13 protein-coding genes and 8 tRNA genes are annotated in these 19,321 nt (G+C 44.8%); 14 read left to right on the top strand and 7 right to left on the bottom strand.

Annotation, left to right across the window (positions count from 1 at the left end; genetic code table 11):
- The first annotated feature begins 26 nt into the window (after window positions 1–26).
- The 3 genes from FTV34_RS08835 (at window position 27) to FTV34_RS08825 (ending at window position 7,240) form a co-directional block, all read left to right on the top strand.
- Window positions 27–2,096: a methyl-accepting chemotaxis protein gene (locus tag FTV34_RS08835; RefSeq protein ID WP_159123372.1), complete on the top strand. Its 2,070-nt coding sequence runs from the start codon at window positions 27–29 to the stop codon at window positions 2,094–2,096.
- A 167-nt stretch (window positions 2,097–2,263) separates the two neighbouring features.
- Window positions 2,264–6,781, top strand: coding sequence for an Hpt domain-containing protein (locus tag FTV34_RS08830; RefSeq protein ID WP_180069956.1), 4,518 nt, complete (start codon window positions 2,264–2,266; stop codon window positions 6,779–6,781).
- Window positions 6,782–7,240, top strand: a complete 459-nt coding sequence (locus FTV34_RS08825; RefSeq protein ID WP_004784978.1) for a hypothetical protein — start codon at window positions 6,782–6,784, stop codon at window positions 7,238–7,240.
- A gap of 60 nt (window positions 7,241–7,300) precedes the next feature.
- Here the strand turns inward: FTV34_RS08825 and dapE are convergent, their stop codons facing one another.
- From dapE to FTV34_RS08810, 3 genes are all read right to left on the bottom strand, one after another.
- Window positions 7,301–8,437, bottom strand: a complete 1,137-nt coding sequence (gene dapE / locus FTV34_RS08820) for a succinyl-diaminopimelate desuccinylase (RefSeq protein WP_004784977.1) — start codon at window positions 8,435–8,437, stop codon at window positions 7,301–7,303.
- Window positions 8,438–8,560: 123 nt separating this feature from the next.
- On the bottom strand, window positions 8,561–8,710 hold the full coding sequence (locus FTV34_RS08815) for an entericidin A/B family lipoprotein (protein ID WP_004784975.1): 150 nt from the start codon (window positions 8,708–8,710) through the stop codon (window positions 8,561–8,563).
- A gap of 115 nt (window positions 8,711–8,825) precedes the next feature.
- Window positions 8,826–9,701, bottom strand: a complete 876-nt coding sequence (locus FTV34_RS08810) for a DUF1853 family protein (protein ID WP_180069954.1) — start codon at window positions 9,699–9,701, stop codon at window positions 8,826–8,828.
- An 88-nt stretch (window positions 9,702–9,789) separates the two neighbouring features.
- Between FTV34_RS08810 and FTV34_RS08805 the strand changes: the two genes are divergently transcribed.
- The 11 genes from FTV34_RS08805 (at window position 9,790) to FTV34_RS08755 (ending at window position 12,653) form a co-directional block, all read left to right on the top strand.
- On the top strand, window positions 9,790–10,227 hold the full coding sequence (locus FTV34_RS08805; RefSeq protein ID WP_180069952.1) for a YbaN family protein: 438 nt from the start codon (window positions 9,790–9,792) through the stop codon (window positions 10,225–10,227).
- Complete coding sequence (gene elsL, locus FTV34_RS08800; protein ID WP_180069950.1) at window positions 10,224–10,736, top strand: cell wall-recycling L,D-carboxypeptidase ElsL; 513 nt, start codon at window positions 10,224–10,226, stop codon at window positions 10,734–10,736. Before FTV34_RS08805 ends, elsL begins: the two co-directional genes overlap by 4 nt.
- A 510-nt stretch (window positions 10,737–11,246) precedes the next feature.
- Window positions 11,247–11,322 (top strand) — tRNA-Val (locus tag FTV34_RS08795).
- A gap of 30 nt (window positions 11,323–11,352) precedes the next feature.
- Window positions 11,353–11,429 (top strand) — tRNA-Asp (locus FTV34_RS08790).
- A gap of 49 nt (window positions 11,430–11,478) precedes the next feature.
- Window positions 11,479–11,555, top strand: a tRNA-Asp gene (locus FTV34_RS08785).
- Window positions 11,556–11,576: 21 nt separating this feature from the next.
- A tRNA-Val gene (locus tag FTV34_RS08780) sits at window positions 11,577–11,652 on the top strand.
- Between the two features lie 13 nt (window positions 11,653–11,665).
- Window positions 11,666–11,742: transfer RNA gene (locus FTV34_RS08775), tRNA-Asp, on the top strand.
- Window positions 11,743–11,772: 30 nt separating this feature from the next.
- Window positions 11,773–11,848 (top strand) — tRNA-Val (locus FTV34_RS08770).
- A gap of 23 nt (window positions 11,849–11,871) precedes the next feature.
- Window positions 11,872–11,948 (top strand) — tRNA-Asp (locus FTV34_RS08765).
- 97 nt (window positions 11,949–12,045) lie between these two features.
- Window positions 12,046–12,121, top strand: a tRNA-Val gene (locus FTV34_RS08760).
- A 70-nt stretch (window positions 12,122–12,191) separates the two neighbouring features.
- Entirely contained in the window at window positions 12,192–12,653 is a 462-nt protein-coding gene (locus FTV34_RS08755; RefSeq protein WP_004784968.1) for a DUF2750 domain-containing protein, read from the top strand.
- 17 nt (window positions 12,654–12,670) lie between these two features.
- Here FTV34_RS08755 and FTV34_RS08750 read toward each other — a convergent pair whose 3' ends face one another.
- The 4 genes from FTV34_RS08750 to yccS all read right to left on the bottom strand — a co-directional run bounded on the left by FTV34_RS08750 (window position 12,671) and on the right by yccS (window position 19,270).
- Entirely contained in the window at window positions 12,671–13,465 is a 795-nt protein-coding gene (locus FTV34_RS08750; protein ID WP_180069978.1) for a YdcF family protein, read from the bottom strand.
- A 97-nt stretch (window positions 13,466–13,562) separates the two neighbouring features.
- Window positions 13,563–16,265 (bottom strand): sulfite reductase flavoprotein subunit alpha, encoded by a 2,703-nt coding sequence (locus tag FTV34_RS08745; RefSeq protein ID WP_180069949.1) that lies wholly within the window; start codon window positions 16,263–16,265, stop codon window positions 13,563–13,565.
- Between the two features lie 184 nt (window positions 16,266–16,449).
- Window positions 16,450–17,010 (bottom strand): YcxB family protein, encoded by a 561-nt coding sequence (locus FTV34_RS08740; RefSeq protein ID WP_004784963.1) that lies wholly within the window; start codon window positions 17,008–17,010, stop codon window positions 16,450–16,452.
- An 85-nt stretch (window positions 17,011–17,095) separates the two neighbouring features.
- Window positions 17,096–19,270 carry a YccS family putative transporter gene (yccS, locus tag FTV34_RS08735; protein WP_180011980.1) on the bottom strand — a complete coding sequence of 725 codons (2,175 nt, stop codon included), beginning with the start codon at window positions 19,268–19,270 and terminating at the stop codon, window positions 17,096–17,098.
- Window positions 19,271–19,321: the final 51 nt, after the last annotated feature.

The following is a 19,321-nucleotide window of genomic DNA, read 5'->3' as shown; positions in this document are numbered from 1 at the left end:
AAAGACGTAAATCGGGGAGAGGCTGCATGGGCTTTAAACTTAAAAAGAAAAATACAGGTGAAGGTAGCCGCAAAAGTGGCAATACTTTTTTATCCAAGATTCAATCACAAACAGATCAGTTGTCACGTGTATTTGGTGATAGTGAAAAGTCTAAACCGTTTATTTATGGCGCAGCTGGCTGTCTGTTAGCGGCAACCATCACTTTATTGTATCTTTTCTACAGTGTGCCACGTGCCAACCAGCTGACACAAAGTCTGGGTGATTTACGTCTGCTTTCACAAACCATTTCACGTCAGGCAACTGAAGCAACAGCTTCTGGTACACCTGAGGCGATGAAAAACCTGACAGATTCTCAAAAAGCTTTTGCTGAAAACCTTGAGACTGTAAAAAATATTCACTCCAATAATGAAGCGCTGCAAGCAGTAGATAAACAGTGGACAGAAGTGTCTTCTAGTATTGACCTGATTGCATCGCAACAAAAAATCATTAACCAGTTATATGACACCAACATCGCAATTGGTGAAGCGATCCCGGGGATTCAGGCCGAATATAACTTGATGGTCGACCAGATGGCGCGTCAAGACATGCCGTCTAACCAGGTGGTTATTGCGAAAAACCAGGTATTCATTGCGGAACGTATTTTACGTTCGATCAGCTTGGTATTGACCGGTAACGACGGTTCACGTGAATCAGCGGACGACTTCAGTGCCGATACCGAAACTTTCGGTTCATACTTAAATGCACAGTTAAACGGTTCTGCTGAACTGGGTGTACAACGTATTACTGATCCAAACCTGCGCGAGTCTCTTGAAGGCATTAAAGCAGAATATGATGATGTACTTGAATCAGCATCTGCGACAATCCTGAAAAACTCTGCGCAAATCGTAAAAGTACGTCAGGCATCTGCGTCAATTTTCTCGCAATCGGATGTCCTGCTCGATAACCTGAACAAACTATCTGGTAACTCTGGTCTGAAAACAATCGTTCCAGCAGTTCTGTTAATTCTGTTATTGATCGGCTTCCTGCTGTGTGTATTCCGTCTGTTAACCCTACGTGGTGCATCGGATAAACAGCGTGTAACCCGTCTTCAAGAAGAATATGACCGTAACCAGAATGCGATTTTACGTTTACTGGACGAGATTGCCGACCTTGCGGATGGTGACTTGCGTTCATATGCAACAGTATCGGAAGACTTTACCGGTGCGATTGCCGACTCGATTAACTTCGCGATCGACCAGTTACGTGACCTGGTATCTCGTATTACCGAAACTTCTCAGGAAGTTGCGCAATATACAGCGACAACTCAAAGCATTACCAACCAGTTAGCTGAAGCATCTGAACACCAGGCACAAGAAATTGCCGGTGCATCTGCTGCGATTAACGAAATGGCGATGTCCATTGACCAGGTATCTGCCAACGCGGAAGAATCTGCAGTCGTTGCGGAACGTTCAGTACAAATTGCTGCAAATGGTGCAGACGTTGTACACCGTTCAATTGAAGGTATGGATACGATTCGTGAACAGATTCAGGAAACGTCGAAACGTATTAAACGTCTGGGTGAATCTTCACAAGAAATTGGTAACATCGTCGCCCTGATTAACGATATTGCCGACCAAACCAACATCCTGGCTTTGAACGCAGCGATTCAAGCGTCGATGGCGGGTGAAGCTGGTCGTGGTTTCGCCGTGGTAGCGGATGAGGTCCAGCGTCTTGCGGAACGTTCTGCATCTGCAACTAAACAGATTGAAGGCCTGGTAAAAACCATTCAGACCGATACCAACGAAGCCGTAATTTCAATGGAACAAACCACAGCCGAAGTTGTACGTGGTGCGAACTTGTCTAAAGATGCCGGTGTGGCACTAGATGAGATTCAGAACGTATCGAATAACCTGGCAAAACTGATTGCAAACATTTCCGATGCTGCGAAACTTCAGTCAGCATCTGCAGGTCATATTGCGACCACGATGAATGTCGTACAGGAAATTACTTCACAAACTACGAGTGCAACCTTCGATACAGCACGTTCGGTATCTGAATTGGCGAACATGGCCGATGCATTACGTGAATCTGTATCTGACTTTAAACTACCCGAATAAAGTCAGAAAGTATGAGGGGAGTGTGCCTTAACCCAGGTTGAGGCACATTCAGAAATACAGATAAAGCCTCGACAAGATGGACCTAACTATTAAGGATAGGTCTCGCGTGACGGTCACAATTAAGTTTGAGCGCCCTTCTTGGCGGCACAACGTAAGAAGCATTAGCTATGAAAGAAATATTAAAAAATTTAGTTGAAACGACAACGCTTCCTGAAGACAGTTATCTTGATCAAGATGCAGAAATTCTTGAAATTTTTGTCGAGGAAATCGAAGAAATTTTCGTTGAGTTAAATGCTTTATTTCCAGAATGGTTGAGTGATCCGGCTCATCAGGAAAACCTGAAAACCATTCGCCGCCATTTTCATACCCTGAAAGGTTCAGGCCGTATGGTGGGGGCTAAATCTGCGGGTGAAATTGCATGGGCAGTGGAAGATACCTTAAACCGGGTACTTTCAGGTTCAATCCAGTTAACGCCTACGATTCAACAGTATGCCAAAGCTGTACTGAATATTTACCAGTTTACTTTATATCCAAAATTCAAACAGGTGCAGGAACTCGATGTTGACCTGCGCCCAGTCGTGCTTTTAGGTCAGCAATTACAACAACAAATGACACCTGAACCGGCTTTAGAAGAACTCTTGCAACTGGCAGACAGTCTGACTGCCGAAGGCCAGATCACAGGTCTTGAGCTAGGTGATTCGGCTGAAGATCAAGATACAACTGCAGCAATAGAAATAAGCACAACAGAATTTGAGCTTGAAGAAGCTGATAGTGAAGATGCTGCACGTAGTGATGTAGAAGAAACCGTGGCGATCTTTATCGAGGAAGCGGAAGAGCATCTCGAAACGATTGCCAAGTTCCTGCGTAGCGAAAACGAAAAAGTGCAGGATTATAATGCATTGATTCGTGCTATTCATACTTTGCGCGGCAGTTCGTCCATGGCACAGATCGAAGAAATCTTCGAGGCCAGCTCTAAAGTAGAACATCTGTTTAAAACACTGCTTCAGGATGAAATTGCATCCACCTCAAAAGAAACTGCTGTATTAATTCAGTATGCTGAATTTGTCAGCGACTATCTGCATTTGTTACGTCAGGGTGATAGCAGCAAACTGGCAGCAGTGTATGCGACTTTTGAGCGTGTCTGGAATGATTATGGCTTCGCAGCCACTGAAACGGGAACAGTTGAAACCCAAGGTCTGGTGACCAAGCTGGTTGAACTGGAGATTGACCTGTTACTGGATGCCGAGTTTGAATTCGATAAACGCGCTAAAGTCGATTATCCAGAATATATTCAGGCTTTAAGCGAGCAGGCTGCCGAGCTGCTTGCACATACAGATAACCGTGCCGCACTGGGTATTCATGAGTTTACGACAGATTTAAAATCTGCCTATGATGCCTTACTAGAAAAACCGGTACTGCTGAACAGCGATTATGCCTATGAGCTGTTTGCCCAGGCACATCAGGAATTCATTCATTTATTCGATACCCTGGCAGCAGGCCAGCGTGTCATTCTGAATGATGATACGCAAAAAACCTTGAGTGAACTTGCTGCATTCGTACAGCAGGACCTGGAAATCTTTGCCGAAGACAATGTCCCTGCTGAACAAGTATCAGAAGAAATTTCTATTCCTGAAGCCGCAACTCCAGCCAGCATTGACTTTGTCGCTTTAAGCCAGCGTATTGCATCTGACCGACAGTACATCGACAGCGCAGAAACTCAGCGTGATTTCGATGAGGATCTACTGAATATCTTCCTGGAAGAAGCGGATGAATTACTGGTAGGTATTGATGAAGATCTGAATACCTGGAGTAAAAAGCAGGATGATACAACTTCACTGAATAACCTGATGCGTCATTTGCACACCTTAAAAGGTGGTGCAAACATGATTACCGCTTCTCATATCGGTTCGATTTCGCACGAACTAGAAAGTATTTATGAGCGAATCATCCGTCAGCAGATCGCTGTTACTCCAGCGCTGATTCAAATCATTCGTCTGGTGCAAGATAACGTTTCTGACCGTATCCAGTCGATCCGTGATGAAGGTATCGATTATCCAGCGGTTGAAGCAATTTCGATTCTGCAAAATATTCAGGCATTGGTGGCTGGTCAAGCTGTTGCAGCTCCAGTAGAAGCATCAATTCCTGTTGTCGAATTTGAATATGCAGAAGCTACTGGTGAATCCGAACAAACAGCGGATGAAGCATCGGAAGAGATTGCATCAGAAAATACAGATTCAGATCTAGAGCCAGCTTTAGGCTTAGAAGATGAACAAGTTGAGCTTACTGAAACAGAAACCTTAACTGAAGCAGTTGAAGTTGTAGCAGAAGAACGCTCTGAAGAAGATGAACTGAAGTCGATTGTTGAAGAAACCTTCCTGGAAGAATCAGAAGAGATTCTCGACAATACCGAAAAACTGCTGAACCAATGGTTTGATCAGCGTAGTGACCGTAGCTTATTGCTTCAATTACAACGTGCTGCCCACAGTATCAAGGGTGGTGCGCGCATGGTTGAAAACGAAAAGGTGGCCAGCATTGCGTATGAACTGGAAACCACATTCGAACAGTTTGCGGTATATCACTTTAACTCGAATGCTTATGATGGCCTGCTGCAAAAAACACTGGCTTGGTTAAGACAAGCGATCTTCCAGCGTGACTATATCAATTTTGAACAGATCCAAAGCAGTCTGAAAAAGATTGCTTATGTGGATGTTACTGCGCAGCTGCCGGAACGTCTGGCCAAAACAGAAACGCTGGTCACTGAAAATAGCTTCGAGTTTGTCGAAGGTGATGGTACTGAGCCACCACGTATGATGGGTGAGTGGGTCGATACCGGTAATACCGATACCAGCCACGAGATGATCCGTATCTCTGCTGATCTGGTTGAGAAGATGATTGACCTGTCAGGTGAGAATGCGATTAACCGTTCGCGTATCGAGATGGACTTAGGCCAACTTGGCAATACCCTGAACGAGATGGAACTGGCAATCAAGCGTCTGGCGGATCAGTTGCGCCGAATGGAAGGCGAGCTGGAATCTCAAATTATTGCCAAACACGGTTCAGACAACTCGCGTTATGCAGACTTTGACCCGCTGGAAATGGACCAATATTCGTCACTGAACCAGTTGTCCAAGTCGCTTGCGGAATCTGCTTCGGACTTGGTTGACTTCAAGAGCACTCTATCTGACAAGATTCGTGAAACTGAAGGTTTGTTATTACAACAATCACGGATTCAGGCCGAGATTCAGGAAAGCCTGATGCGTACCCGTCTGGTACCGTTTGATCGGATGTTGCCACGTTTACAACGTATCGTACGTCAGACGTCTACGACCTTGAACCGTCCGGCCGAACTGATTGTTCAGAATAGTGAAGGTGAATTAGACCGTAATATTCTGGAGCGTCTGGTAACGCCATTCGAACATATGCTGCGTAATGCGATTGACCATGGTCTGGAAGATACAGCAGACCGTATTGCCTTGAACAAACCAGAAGTCGGTTCAATCCTGTTGAATATCAGCCGTCAAGGTACAGATGTTATCGTCTCATTTAGTGATGATGGTAAAGGTATCGATGCTGAGAAGATTCGTGAGAAAGCACTGAGCCAAGGCCTGATCAAAGAAGATCAGACGCTGGATTCGGAAGAGCTACTGCAATTCATTTTCCATCCAGGCTTCAGTACTGCTAAATCTGTAACCCAGATTTCAGGTCGTGGCGTCGGACTGGATGTAGTACAAAGCGAGATCAAGTCGCTGGGCGGTCACGTATCTGTCAGCTCTGAAGTAGGCAAAGGTACAACCTTCACCATTCGCGTACCGACGACTGTAGCGGTCAGCGATGCCTTGATGGTAAAAGTGGGCGATCAACAATATGCCGTTTCTCTGGCACAAATCGACCGTATTGTACGTATTGCACCATCTACTCTGGAAACTTATTTCAACAGTAAAGACGATTTCTTCAAGATTGATGGCGTTAATTACAAATTGCGTTACCTGTCTGAGTTCGTATCGAATCAGCCAATTCCACGTCTGAATAATGTGGCGCATTCACTGCCAGTATTACTGATTAAAGGCAACAGTGGTCAAACCATTGCCTTGTTAGTCGATCAACTTGTCGGTTCACGTGCACAGATCGTGGTGAAACCAATTGGCCACCAGTTCGCCAATATTGGTGTAGTGACCGGTGCGACGATTCTTGGTGATGGTCAGGTCTGTCTGATTCTAGATGGTCAGAATATTGCCCGTCAGATCCATGGTACGCAGCGTGTCAAACACATGCAGGATCAACGTGATGGTTCACGTTCTGGCAATGCTCGCCGTCTGGTAATGATCGTGGATGACTCGGTGACTGTACGTAAGGTGACCTCACGTCTGCTTGAGCGTCAGGGCTATGATATTGTCACCGCCAAAGATGGTGTGGATGCGATTGAGCAGCTTGAAAATGTCCGTCCGGATCTGATGTTGCTGGATATTGAAATGCCGCGTATGGATGGTTTCGAGGTCACAAACCTGGTTCGTCACCACGATATTCACCGTGACCTGCCAATCATCATGATTACTTCACGTACCGGTGAAAAACACCGTGAACGTGCTTTCAGCCTGGGCGTAACCCATTACATGGGTAAGCCGTTCCAGGAAGCTGAATTACTGGCGAATATTCAACAGTTAATTGCTGAAAAACAGGGGTCATAAATGAGTCAGAATACGACTAATGCCAAAATGGCTGATCAGATTAGCCAGCAGGAACTTCAGCATTTAATTACGGTATCTACCGGATTTATTGATGCTTATATCATTGACTGTCACGGCAAAGATCCAATGCTGTTACCACAAAATATTGTCCTGTCTGCACTAGATAGTGATACCCAGGTTAAAGTGGTTGAATGGCATGATGCGCAATTACCGGTTTATGCAGTTAATGATCCTACACGTAAAAGTGGTGTAGCGCTGGTGATTGAAGGAGATGAGGTGCATCAGCGTTTTGCCCTGATGTGTAATGAAATGCCGAAAACCATTCGTCTGCGTATTTCCGAAGTCGTCGATGCCGATCAGCAAGTGACTGACCCAGCAGTATTCCAGTATGTACGTATGGGGGATCAGTTATTTCACATCCCGCAAATGGGTTATATTCAGTCTTCAATTGGCTTGTAATTCATTACAAAGCACATAAAAAAAGGAACTCTTCTGAGTTCCTTTTTTTACATCTGGTGATTAATTGGCTAACAGGTTCACCAGAATCTGCTCATAAATTTCAGCCAGTGGTTCAAGGTCTGCAATATCGACATGCTCATTAATTTGATGGATTGTGGCATTCAGTACACCGAGTTCTAGGACTTGTGCACCGGTAGGCGCAATAAAACGACCATCTGAGGTGCCGCCTGAAGTTGATAATTCAGTTTCAGTACCAGTCACAGTTAAAATGGCATCTTTAGCGGCATTCACCAGCTCACCTACTGGTGTCAGGAATGGCAGGCCAGATAAAGTCCATGAAATATCATAGTCCACACCATGACGATCCAGAATTTCAAGCATACGTGCTTTTAGTTCTTCAGCAGTCACTTCAGTTGAATAACGCCAGTTGCAGAGCAGGTTCATCGTACCTGGAACAACGTTGGTTGCACCGGTACCGGCATTGATATTTGAAATCTGGAAAGACGTCGCAGGGAAGTATTCATTGCCATTATCCCAGACTGTTTCGCAGAGTTCGGCAATGGCTTTAGACGCTGTATGGATTGGATTTACTGCTAAGTGGGGATAAGCCACATGACCTTGTTTGCCTTTCACGGTCAGGTTGGCATTCAATGAACCACGACGGCCATTTTTAACAATATCCCCCAGTTTATTGGTGCTCGAAGGTTCACCTACCAGACACCAAGTAATTTTCTCATTACGGGCTTCCAGCGTTTCAATCACTTTTACCGTGCCATTGATCGATGGACCTTCTTCATCTGAAGTGATCAGATAGGCAATCGAGCCTTTGTGGTTCGGATATTTTTCGACAAAACGTTCAGTGGCTACCACCATCGCAGCCAAGGCGGTTTTCATGTCGGCACTACCACGGCCATATAGCTTGCCGTCACGAATTTCTGGCGCAAATGGGTCAGAGTTCCAGGCATCCAGGTTGCCGGTTGGCACAACATCGGTATGGCCAGCAAAACAGAAAACCGGGCCTTCAGTACCTTTACGCGCCCAAATATTATCAACATCTTCAAAGCGCATTGATTCAATATTGAAACCCACCTTCTTCAAACGTTCTGCCATGATATTCTGGCAGTCATGATCAATAGGGGTCACAGAAGGCTGACGTAATAATTGCAGGCTTAAATCAAGAGTCGCGGAAGATGTCATATGGTGAATTCATAAGTCGATAAATTTGTCGGCTCTATGATAGGCGAATATGGCCTGTAATGTGAATGTTCCGCATAAAAAAACCCTATCTGAGATAGGGTTTGTGGAGAAGCTAGAAAGTGTTTAGTTTTGACGGATTTCTTCAGAAGTTTTTTCTGCAGTGCCTGTTACAGCTTCGCCTGCTTTAGAAACGTCTTTACCCACACCTTTGACAGTGTTACAGCCAGTTAAAACAAAAGCCATTACCAATGAAGCAGCAAGAATTTTTTTCATCATCATCTCCGTATTATCGATAATAAAATTATTATGATGTGGAACTAAGATTAGAAAATATACGACATAAAAAATATGTGGTTTTCATAGTGCTTCGGTTAATAAATGTAATGTTTTAAAAGGGTTTATGCGCAGGAAAGGGCAGCAGAAGCGGGCTGCGATACATATAAAAATCCTCTTGATCAGCCTTTTTATAAAGTCCATTTGTCCACCAATAGGGACTTGAACTGCTGATTTGAGCATTAGGATAAATCCACTCATGACGCTGCAAACGATAGAAATTGGCCGCTGGGTCGGGAATCTGCTGACCCCATAATCCTATGCGACGTTGGGTATTGACCCAGCCAGGCAACGTCTGATCTGTACGATGCACTGGAAGATAAAGCTGGCCTTTTAACATGCAGAAACGCTGCTCAATCTGCTGATCCAGAGCCTCCTCAAACTGAAACTGTTTCTGGGTAAAATGCTTCATTTTACGGATCAAAGTATCGGTACGGTTCAGGCCATACCAGTTTGGCAGGCTAAAATCGGCTTCTGCGAGATAGTATTTTAGCGCCACTTCCCAATGTTCGATCAGACCAGTCTCTGTATTCAGTAACAGAAAATCCAGCTCACCCAGTGTTTTAGCGCCATCAATTTTTTGAATACTATGACCTAAAAGCTTATAAGGATGATAGGCATCATCCAGCAGCCAGAACCAGACCAGCATTTCAAAGCGCAAACCCAGCCGGGTGCTTTTAAGCTGCTGCACGAATTGCTCCAGCTCTTCTGGATGCCGGTCCAGATATTTCAGACGTGGATGATAATTTTGCAGGTGATGTTGCCAATTCTCAGAATCATGTAAGTCAAAAGCATGGACGACTTCAAGTTCGTCTGGAATTTGAGACAGAAGGTTTGGACTGCCGACAGCAAATGCCAGTTGCCGCACCAAAGGATGCTGATAATATTGCCATGCTTCTACAAGATGATGATTTAGACTGGAAAAGGGCATAGCACATCCTGTGAAAAGTGCACAAATACAACGGACAGATTTTAAAAACACTTTATACTACCCCTAATTTTGTGGGTAGGACCGATTTATGAAAATATTGTTTTGGCGAAGCCTGGTCGTACTATTTGTCGTACTGGGTTTTATCGGCGCAATCTTGCCCGGCATGCCAACTACAGTATTTTTAATTCTGGCAGCTTGGGCGGCATCCAAAGGCTGGCCACAGATGGATGCATGGCTGCTGAATCATCCAAAATATGGTCCGACTTTAAGAGCCTGGCGTGCCAATGGTACTGTGCCACGCAAGGCCAAATGGCTGGCCAGTATCATGATGTTCATCAGTGGCATTATCATGTTATTTACGACAGCACCGCTGGCAGTCAAAATCTTTACTGATGTGACCATGCTGATTGTGGCGATCTGGTTATGGCGTCGACCCGAACCAGTTCAGGACATAATCCATCCAGAACACATGGCCACAAAGAAAGTAGAACTAGAAACCATCAAGCCAGAGAGAGAGAAGTCATGAGCCATTTGCAGCTGGATCAGGCAGAAATCCTGATTGATCTCGCCCAACAAAAACTATATTTGCCAAAATATAATAAGCAGTACCTGATTTCTACGGGTAAGAATGGTATTGGCGAAGCAGAAAATAGTGGCAAGACGCCTCGTGGCTGGCATAAAGTCGCTGAAAAGTTTGGCCAGCAGGCACCTTTAAATAGTGTGTTTATTGCCCGTCAAGCGACAGGTGAAATTTATAATGCAGAACTGGCACAGCAGTTCCCGCAGCGAGACTGGATTCTCAGCCGGATCTTATGGCTAAGTGGGCTTGAAAAAGGTTTTAACCAGGGCGAGGGCTGTGATACTTACCAACGTTATATCTATATTCATGGTACGCCTGATTCTGAGCCGATGGGTATTGCAATGTCACATGGCTGTATCCGCATGCGGAATACGGATGTGGCCGAGCTATTTGAACTGGTGAATGAAGATGCGCTGGTCTATATTTCAGAACAGCCTTTGAATCTGACTGTTTAAATGACTTAAATGACATAAGAAAATTTGTGGATGATTTAAAATTAATTGAAATATCTTCTATTTAAATAAGGGAAAGTAGATGAGGTCATCGATCATCTATGTACTCTACTTTTATAGACAAATAGACTTAGAAACAGGATTTATAGCCCGCCAATAAAAGTCATCGATTTGTTTTTAGAGGGCTGCAAGCTCTTAAAATAAAGATTACAGGATCACAACGTTGCAGTGAGTTGGGCTTTGTATAATCTTTCAGCAATACTGAAGGCTGTTGCATGTTCTGGTCTCAATTTTCATGAGTAAAACCGTAAAAATCCGGCTTTTAGTTTCACAGAGTATCTTTAAAAAATCGGTATAGACTTAAAAAATAAACAAAAAGTGTTGTTTTTTTTAACAATCAACCTATTTTTTAATCACTCACACCGAAAAAGCAGAAAACAGTCAGAAAAGCGTTTGACAGTCTGTGAAGATTCTCTATAATGCACCTCATCAAGCGATGAAGTCGATTTGAAAGGGCGCTTAGCTCAGTTGGTAGAGCGTCTGCCTTACAAGCAGAATGTCGGCGGTTCGATCCCGTCAGCGCCCACCAAGCTTCTTTCAAAGTTGAGACACTTATAGTGCAGCGGTAGTTCAGTTGGTTAGAATACCGGCCTGTCACGCCGGGGGTCGCGGGTTCGAGTCCCGTCCGCTGCGCCACTCTAAGTTCTTGATAAATCGTTTGCCACAATAGCGACATTGTGTAAGTGCAGCGGTAGTTCAGTTGGTTAGAATACCGGCCTGTCACGCCGGGGGTCGCGGGTTCGAGTCCCGTCCGCTGCGCCATTTACATGATAGACCTTTTGAGGGCGCTTAGCTCAGTTGGTAGAGCGTCTGCCTTACAAGCAGAATGTCGGCGGTTCGATCCCGTCAGCGCCCACCAGATTTTTTGTGATGCAGCGGTAGTTCAGTTGGTTAGAATACCGGCCTGTCACGCCGGGGGTCGCGGGTTCGAGTCCCGTCCGCTGCGCCATCCTAAGAATCAAACAGTTTGACCCTTTAAGGGCGCTTAGCTCAGTTGGTAGAGCGTCTGCCTTACAAGCAGAATGTCGGCGGTTCGATCCCGTCAGCGCCCACCATATCTTCTAAAGATATACGCGATGCAGCGGTAGTTCAGTTGGTTAGAATACCGGCCTGTCACGCCGGGGGTCGCGGGTTCGAGTCCCGTCCGCTGCGCCATTTTTCATTCCCTGATGTGGAAAATGTGTTTCAAAATTCAAGACTACGCGCTTCGCTTGTCTTGCATCATAAAATAGCAGTGCTATTTTATTCTTCAGGGCGCTTAGCTCAGTTGGTAGAGCGTCTGCCTTACAAGCAGAATGTCGGCGGTTCGATCCCGTCAGCGCCCACCATATCTTTCTTGCCTAAATCCTGAATATTTCATAGAATTCGAAGTCTATAATAATTTGAAGATTTCAGACTATGAGAAATCCATATCAACGCAAGGCAGCGATCAAATCGCAAAATACCGCCTACGATCCGCTACAAGTTTATAAAAATTTTATTGAAGCTATTGTTGCCCAAGGTGGCATTTTTGCACTTTACCAAGAGGGCTGGGCTTTATGTGCCACGCCGACAGGACAGCGTGCTTTCGCGACCTGGCAAAGCAAAGGTCTGGCCAGACTACTTATTAAAGATAACTGGGCCAATTACCAGATTCAGGAAATTACCCTCAAAGATTTTGTTGAAAAGGTCATTCCTTTCTTACGTCAGGAAAGCACTATTGTGTCATTGGATCTGACACCGGAAGGGCAGAATATTCTGGTTGCGCCTGAAAAACTTTTGCTGGATCTTAAAAACTACCTGTATCAGGTCTATGTACAGAAACCTGAACTATTCAAAAATCCAGCGATTCCTTCGCCAAGGCATATCCGTTTAAATTAATTTAGTGTTTAAGTCACTTATTTAAATAGTGAATATTCATTGAGCAACCAGCCACTCAAAAAGGCAAAATATTCTCTTAACCAGGAGTTATAGCGCAGATAAAGAGGAGTGCTGGCACTCAAACTAATCACTTGCGGATAACCTTGGTGTCTGGCAATGGCGCGTGCACGGGGACTATGAAAATCACTGGTTGCAATCGCAATCGGATCATTTTGACTTATATTTTGTTGTTCCAATATCACTTGAGAATACATCAGGTTTTGAGCAGTACTTCTGCTTCGATCTTCAAGTTGGATAGGATTGATGAGTTCTGGGTAGGTGGTGTGGATATAGTGTTGCATGACTTCAGCCTCACTTTGCCTTTCCCGATAATTACGCCCACCTGTCATAATCATTAAAGCATCTGGATAGTGTGCGGCATATTTAGCTGCAGTATCCAGACGGCTTTTTAAGATGGGTGAGGGCTGTCCATTCGTAATCCCGCTGCCTAAAACCAGAATAGCGGCAGGAGGCTGTGTAGATTCATTTGAATGAATGGACATCTGGATATAAGCGAAGAAGATTGCGACACTGATTATCCAGAGTAGAAATCCGGCCCAGAGGTTGTTCCAGAACCAGATTCTAAATCTGGAATGCTGTTTCCAGCGTTGAATGCCTGAAAAGAGCAGAGCATACAGGATCAGTGCTACGCTAATGAAAATTGGCAAAAGAACACCGAAATGTCTTTGTCCCTGACTTATTAACCAGAGGCTGTTTATGCCAAGGATCAAACCAAAGATCAGGCTGAGACTTCGTTTAAGTGGGCTGGATATTTGGATACTCATATTTTTATTAATCTTTTTATCTTTTCTTCTATCTTATTAATAAAAAACCGGGCATGAAGCCCGGTCTTTTATAGATCAGCTGATCTTAATATACATCACGACGATAACGACCATCCAGACGTAATTGATCTACTGTGCTTTCACCGAGAATTTCAATCAGAGCCTGATCGACATCGCTGGCCATGCCATTAATGCTACCACACACATAAATCACGGCGCCTTGAGCGACCCAGAGTTTCAATTCTTCAGCTTGCTCACGCAATTTATGATGCACATAAACTTTTTCCTGCTGGTCACGAGAGAAAGCAAGGTCCAGTCGTTTTAATGTACCCATTTGCAGCCAGGCCTGAATGGTTTCTTCAAAGAAGAAATCATGGGCACGCTGACGTTCACCAAAGATGAGCCAGTTCTGAGTATAGTCCTGACGGTTACGCGCACTCAGCAAGCTCATCAAACCTGCGATCCCCGTACCATTACCAATACAGATAATCGGACGGTTATCTGCAATCAGATGGAAAGATTCATTCTTGCGAATACGCAGGGCAATCGGTGAATTTAGGGCAGTATGCTGTGTTAACCAGCCTGAGCCCAGACCTAACTGGCCTTGTGCATCAGATTGCTGACGCACGACCAGACGTAGCACTTGCTGACTTGGAATACTGGCGATTGAATATTCACGTGTAGCAAGAGTTGGTAATTGCTGTAACAGCTCATCTACTGAATCAAAAGGATCAACCTGAGTCAAATCACGATTCCAAAGTGCCTGTTCGATACTTTGCTTCAGAGAAGGCACTTGTGTACCCGCGGCAATACGGTATTTCTCCATAAATGCACGGATACGTTCAGGGCTGTTTCCTGGCTGGATTTCGGCAATATCACCTGCCTGCCAGACGGCTTCATGCTGTGGAACCAGTTCAATATTGAACGCAGGCGCACCAAGACTGTCTGGATTCAGTAATTCACGTTTGCTCAAAGTCCATTGATCGAAGGTTTTATCGATACCCATATCCTGCAATTCAAACTGGGTCACATGGGCAAGGGCATTGGTCCATTGCTGGATATGCTCATTATTGGCATTATCCACTTCAATGGTCTTGAAGAGCTGCTTGGCACCACTCTGTTGTAACCACTGGTCGATCCGATGACCAAAGCTGCAATAGGTATCAGGATATTCCTGGGAGCCTAGAGCCAAAACTGCATAATTGAGATGATTAAGATCCGCTTTGGCAGACAAAATTTTCTTTTCAAAAGAGGAGGCTAGGTCAGGTGCTTCACCTGTGCCATAAGTACTGGCTACAAATAGAACCTGTTCTGCCTGTTGCAGATCTGCAAGGCTTAACTGTTGTACTGCTTTAACGCTGACAGGTTGACGTGCTTCCTGTAAGGCAGTGGCCGTGCGCCATGCCAGTTGTTCAGAGACACCTGTTTGTGAGGCATACGTAATCAGCCAAGGCTTGGTATTTGGATCCAAAGGCAGGGCAGTTGCGCCTTGGCGTGCAGCCAGAGTAAGTTTTTTCTGCTTGCGACGTTTCAGATAGAGCATCCAGCCAGTCACGAAGAACAATGGCATTAATAATGCAGCAATCATGACCAGGAACTGGTACACAGGACCAAAGAAGCTGCCACGGTGCACCGGTAACATGCTGCTCATGATTTTTTCATTGAGCTTCTTATCTTCATAGAGCTGGACTTCGGTAAATTCAGCACTGCGATAATTATAAGTCGCATTGTTGCGGGCACGTTCATGCTGTGCCACAGGGTCAACAAAACTCAACTGCATTTCACCATCCGGTTTTTTCGGCAGGTTAAATGTCACAGTTGAATATTTGCCTGCAAATTGAGTACTGAAGCCAGCCCAGCTTTGATCCAGTGCACGTGAAATACTTTCTGGACTCATGCCAGCTTCTTCACGGCCTTCACCACGTTGTCCGCGTTCATCACGAGGACCACGTTCGCCTTCTGAACGACCTTCGGCACGCATTTCACTTTCACCGCGAGGTCCACGCTCACCACCTTGGCGACCTTCACCTCGCATTTCACCATCGCCACGAGGACCGCGTTCACCACGTGGCCCACCTTCGCCGCGACCGCCATTGGCCTGCATTTCTGGTTGTGGGCGTTCTACGCCCAGAACTTTATACATACCATCACGCCACCAGCCATAAGACCAGGTAAGACCGGTACAAGCCAGAATCAGGTAGAAAATTACCACCCAGGTACCCACCACTGCATGCAGATCCCAGATAAAGTTACGGCCTTTCAGTTGTGGCTTCACTGCCAACCATTGCTTGAACGAATGACGTTTTGGCCAGCGTAAATACAGGCCAGACAAAACGAAAAAGATCAGCATCAGGGTACACGCACCGGTAATCTGTTTACCGACGGGTCCTACCGTTAAATTACGATGTAGTTGCTGTACAAACTGGAAGAATTCACGACCTTTAATTTCAGGCAATACTTCAGCCGTGTAGGGGTTGACCATCATGTTATAACCACGACGTGCTCCCTCTTTTACAATATTGACCGTACTGGAGGCACTTGGATCCTGTGCGACGGTAATACTGTTAATTTTCATTTCAGGGTTTTGGGTCTGGAAATGCTGATACAGCTGGGCAGGGCTAAGCTTATCTCGCTCTTGAACCTGTACAGTATAACTGTCGCTATTCATCCATTTTAAGATTTGCGGCTCATAAGAATAAATAGCACCTGTGACTCCCATAATTGAGAGAATCAAACCTGCAGTAATCCCCAGAAACCAGTGGATTTGGAAAAATGTCTTTTTAAACATGATGGTCAGATTTATGGTGGTATGTGTAAAAGTAGGCAAATTATAACTGAAGAATCAGAACAAATTATAGATTATGATGATAATATTTATTCTCATTATCATTTGTGTCGATGAGTTGGATAAAAGATAGTCATAAAAAAACCTCCATGTCGAAACAGGAGGTCTTTCAAAATCGGGATATGTCTTAGATTTCTTTTGGTGCGCCCACTTCTTCTTGCAGATGCTTGCGAATGGTCGCGAAAGAGAAGTTTTTACTGTCTAAACGTTTAGGCAGGATATAAGCACCTTGCTGACCTTTGACTTTAAAATTGATCAGCATGAATTCCGGCGTATTATACCATTCATAGATGTCTTTCCAGCCAATAGCACCCACGCCTTCCTGCATGCCCATTTTCTGGCGCATCACGATACCATGTGGCTGTACGCCCAGACGGATACCTTTAATTTCCTGTACCGGAAATTCATTCATCTTGCGTTTAACATACCATTCCAGACCGAAAGTACGAATCAGGTAATACAGGACTACACAGACAATCGCCACCCAGCAGATGACTGTTGAGTAGTTCTTGATCAGGATAATTCCCAGAATAGACAAGGCAACAATAGCACCCATGATCAGCCAGGCTTTCATGCCAATTTTATTGGTACTACGCCAGATCATCAGCTGAGCATGACGCTGCTCAGCTTCTGAAATTTCATAGTTCACAGGCTGTAAGGTATAAGCGTATAAATTTTTCGCGGTCATAATGAAATTAACAGATTTAAAACTGTAAAAAGTTTAGCATTAATTGTGCTGATTCAGTGAGTATATTGTTCCAAAATCGGCCAAATTATAATGAAGCCAATTCAGTGGCCTGTTCATCACGTTCGTGACTTAAACTTTGCTTTAACTGACTCAATTGCTTCAAGATACTAAACATTAAAGACAGTTGCTGCAAAATAATCAATGGTTTCTGGTCTTCTTCCTGCTGTTGTGACAGACGCTGACGGATATTCTGGATCATATTCTGGGTGCTTAGGTCAGGGACTTCATCATAGAGCAGGGCACCACGAATATTTTCTAGGGCTTGGTCTAGCAAGTCCAGCACATCCTGATCCTGAATTTTTTCACGATGCGCACCCAGCGCGGCAATATAACTGATAAAAGTATGATTCAGGCACAGGAACTCAAAAGCCTGTGATTTTTGCACCGGATCAAAATCAGGTTCAGTGGCCAAAGTCGAAATCAGTGAAGCGACTTCAGCATCCGTATTATGGGCTGCGCGACGTACCACGCGGTAGGTTAGTCCATTATTCCGTCCAGACTTATACTGTTCAATCACTTCACTCAAGTAGTCACATTCTGCCTGCAGACTACGGCTAATGCTGCGTGGCAAGCGACGGAATTTCCAGTCTGGAAAGATAAAGCTCACACCAAACCAGGCAATCGCACAGCCAATCAGGGTATCAATCATACGTGGAATAGCTGCGGCAAAGCCCATACCGTCCAGGTTAAAGTTGATCAGGGCCAGAATGGTAATAAAGGCAGTGGCCTGTGCATACTGTTTACTGCGTAATTCAAAGAACAGAATCCCACTCAAAATCAGCAGCAATAATTGTCCTTCAACAGAAGGAATAAAGTACAGAATGGCATATCCCAAAAGAATACCTGCCAGAGTCCCGACAATACGTAAACGTAAGCGGCGCTTGGTAGCATTAAAGTTAGGCTGGCTGACAAAAAGCGCAGTTAGTAGAATCCAGTAGCCATATTGAATATCGGTCAGCTGGACAATGATATAACTGATCAGCAGCACAATCGACAGGCGAATAGCATGACGGAACAACACGGATTCAGGCGTCAAATGCTGCTTGACCCGAATCTTGATATCTTCCCAGCCTTTCAGGTCGTCATCTTTGAGCTGGTTTTCAATATGTTTAGCACGATCAAATTTGATATTACGTTCAGTTTCCAGGTTGCGTAACTGCGCATCAATGGATTTCAGATTCTGGAATAAAGCAAATAGGGCATTGATCCAGACCTGATCATACTGCTGTTCTGTACGCAATTTTTCCAGGGACAATCTCAGGTTTTCAAAGGCATGTTTGAAGCGTTTATTATGTTTATAGGTTTTGCGCTGCTGAATGCTTTCACTCAGGTCTTTACAGGCTTTGCCCTGAATCGACAGGATGCGCTGAAAACGGAACAAAACGTCGCTGTGTTCAAAAATCTTGGCCAGTTTCTGATAATCAATATGCGCAGAATCGGCACGCTCGTGAATATCTTGCGCTACAAAATAGTATTGCAGGCTACGACGGGTATCCTTTTGACCACGATCACCTTTCAGACGGGTCAAAAGAACAGTCTTCATTTCATTAAAAATTGAAATCAGTTTGCCATTTTCCAGTGATAGCTCGATCATACTTTGCTGATAACTTTTTGCCGTCATATCGACATCGAACAGATTCGATTTGGCATAGAGGAAATCACCCAGTGAAGCATAGCACTTGGCTAAGTTATCCTGTGCACGTCGCGCAGGAAACAGTAGAAAGCTCAGGGTCGACAAAAAGCCATACCAGACCGCACCAATCAGCAGCAAGCTCGCTTGCTGATACCATCCATCAAAAAGTTCAACCCCCAGCATGGAATAGACAGAAATCACCAGACAGCCATAGGAAATCGTGGCATAACGTCGACCAAGCGAGCCGAGCAGAATCAGGACAATACAAGAAACAATGAGGGCAGAAGCAAACAGCAGCGGATAAGGAAATAACAGATAGACTGCCACTGCGGTAATGAAGAAGCCTAAATAGGTATAGAACAGATTCAGGATACGTACGGAAAAGCGGTCATCAATATCGCTTAAACCTGCGGCCACCACTCCAAGGGTGAGTGGAATAGTCATTAACTGCTGTCCCATGAAATAGGGAACAAAGGCAGTGCCTGCAAAAGCAATCAGCATACGCAGGTTATACATCAGGGTCGTGTTATAAGTCGCGTGCTTAAGACGATTGAGCCAAGATTTCAACGGTGATCCTTTCTCTTGCAGTCTTTGCTGCAAAGCTGAATATACATATGA

Source organism: Acinetobacter sp. YH16038, from assembly GCF_013417275.1.
Lineage (GTDB): Bacteria > Pseudomonadota > Gammaproteobacteria > Pseudomonadales > Moraxellaceae > Acinetobacter.
Note: the sequence above shows the minus strand (reverse complement) of the source record. Positions and strands in the feature narration are given on the sequence as shown.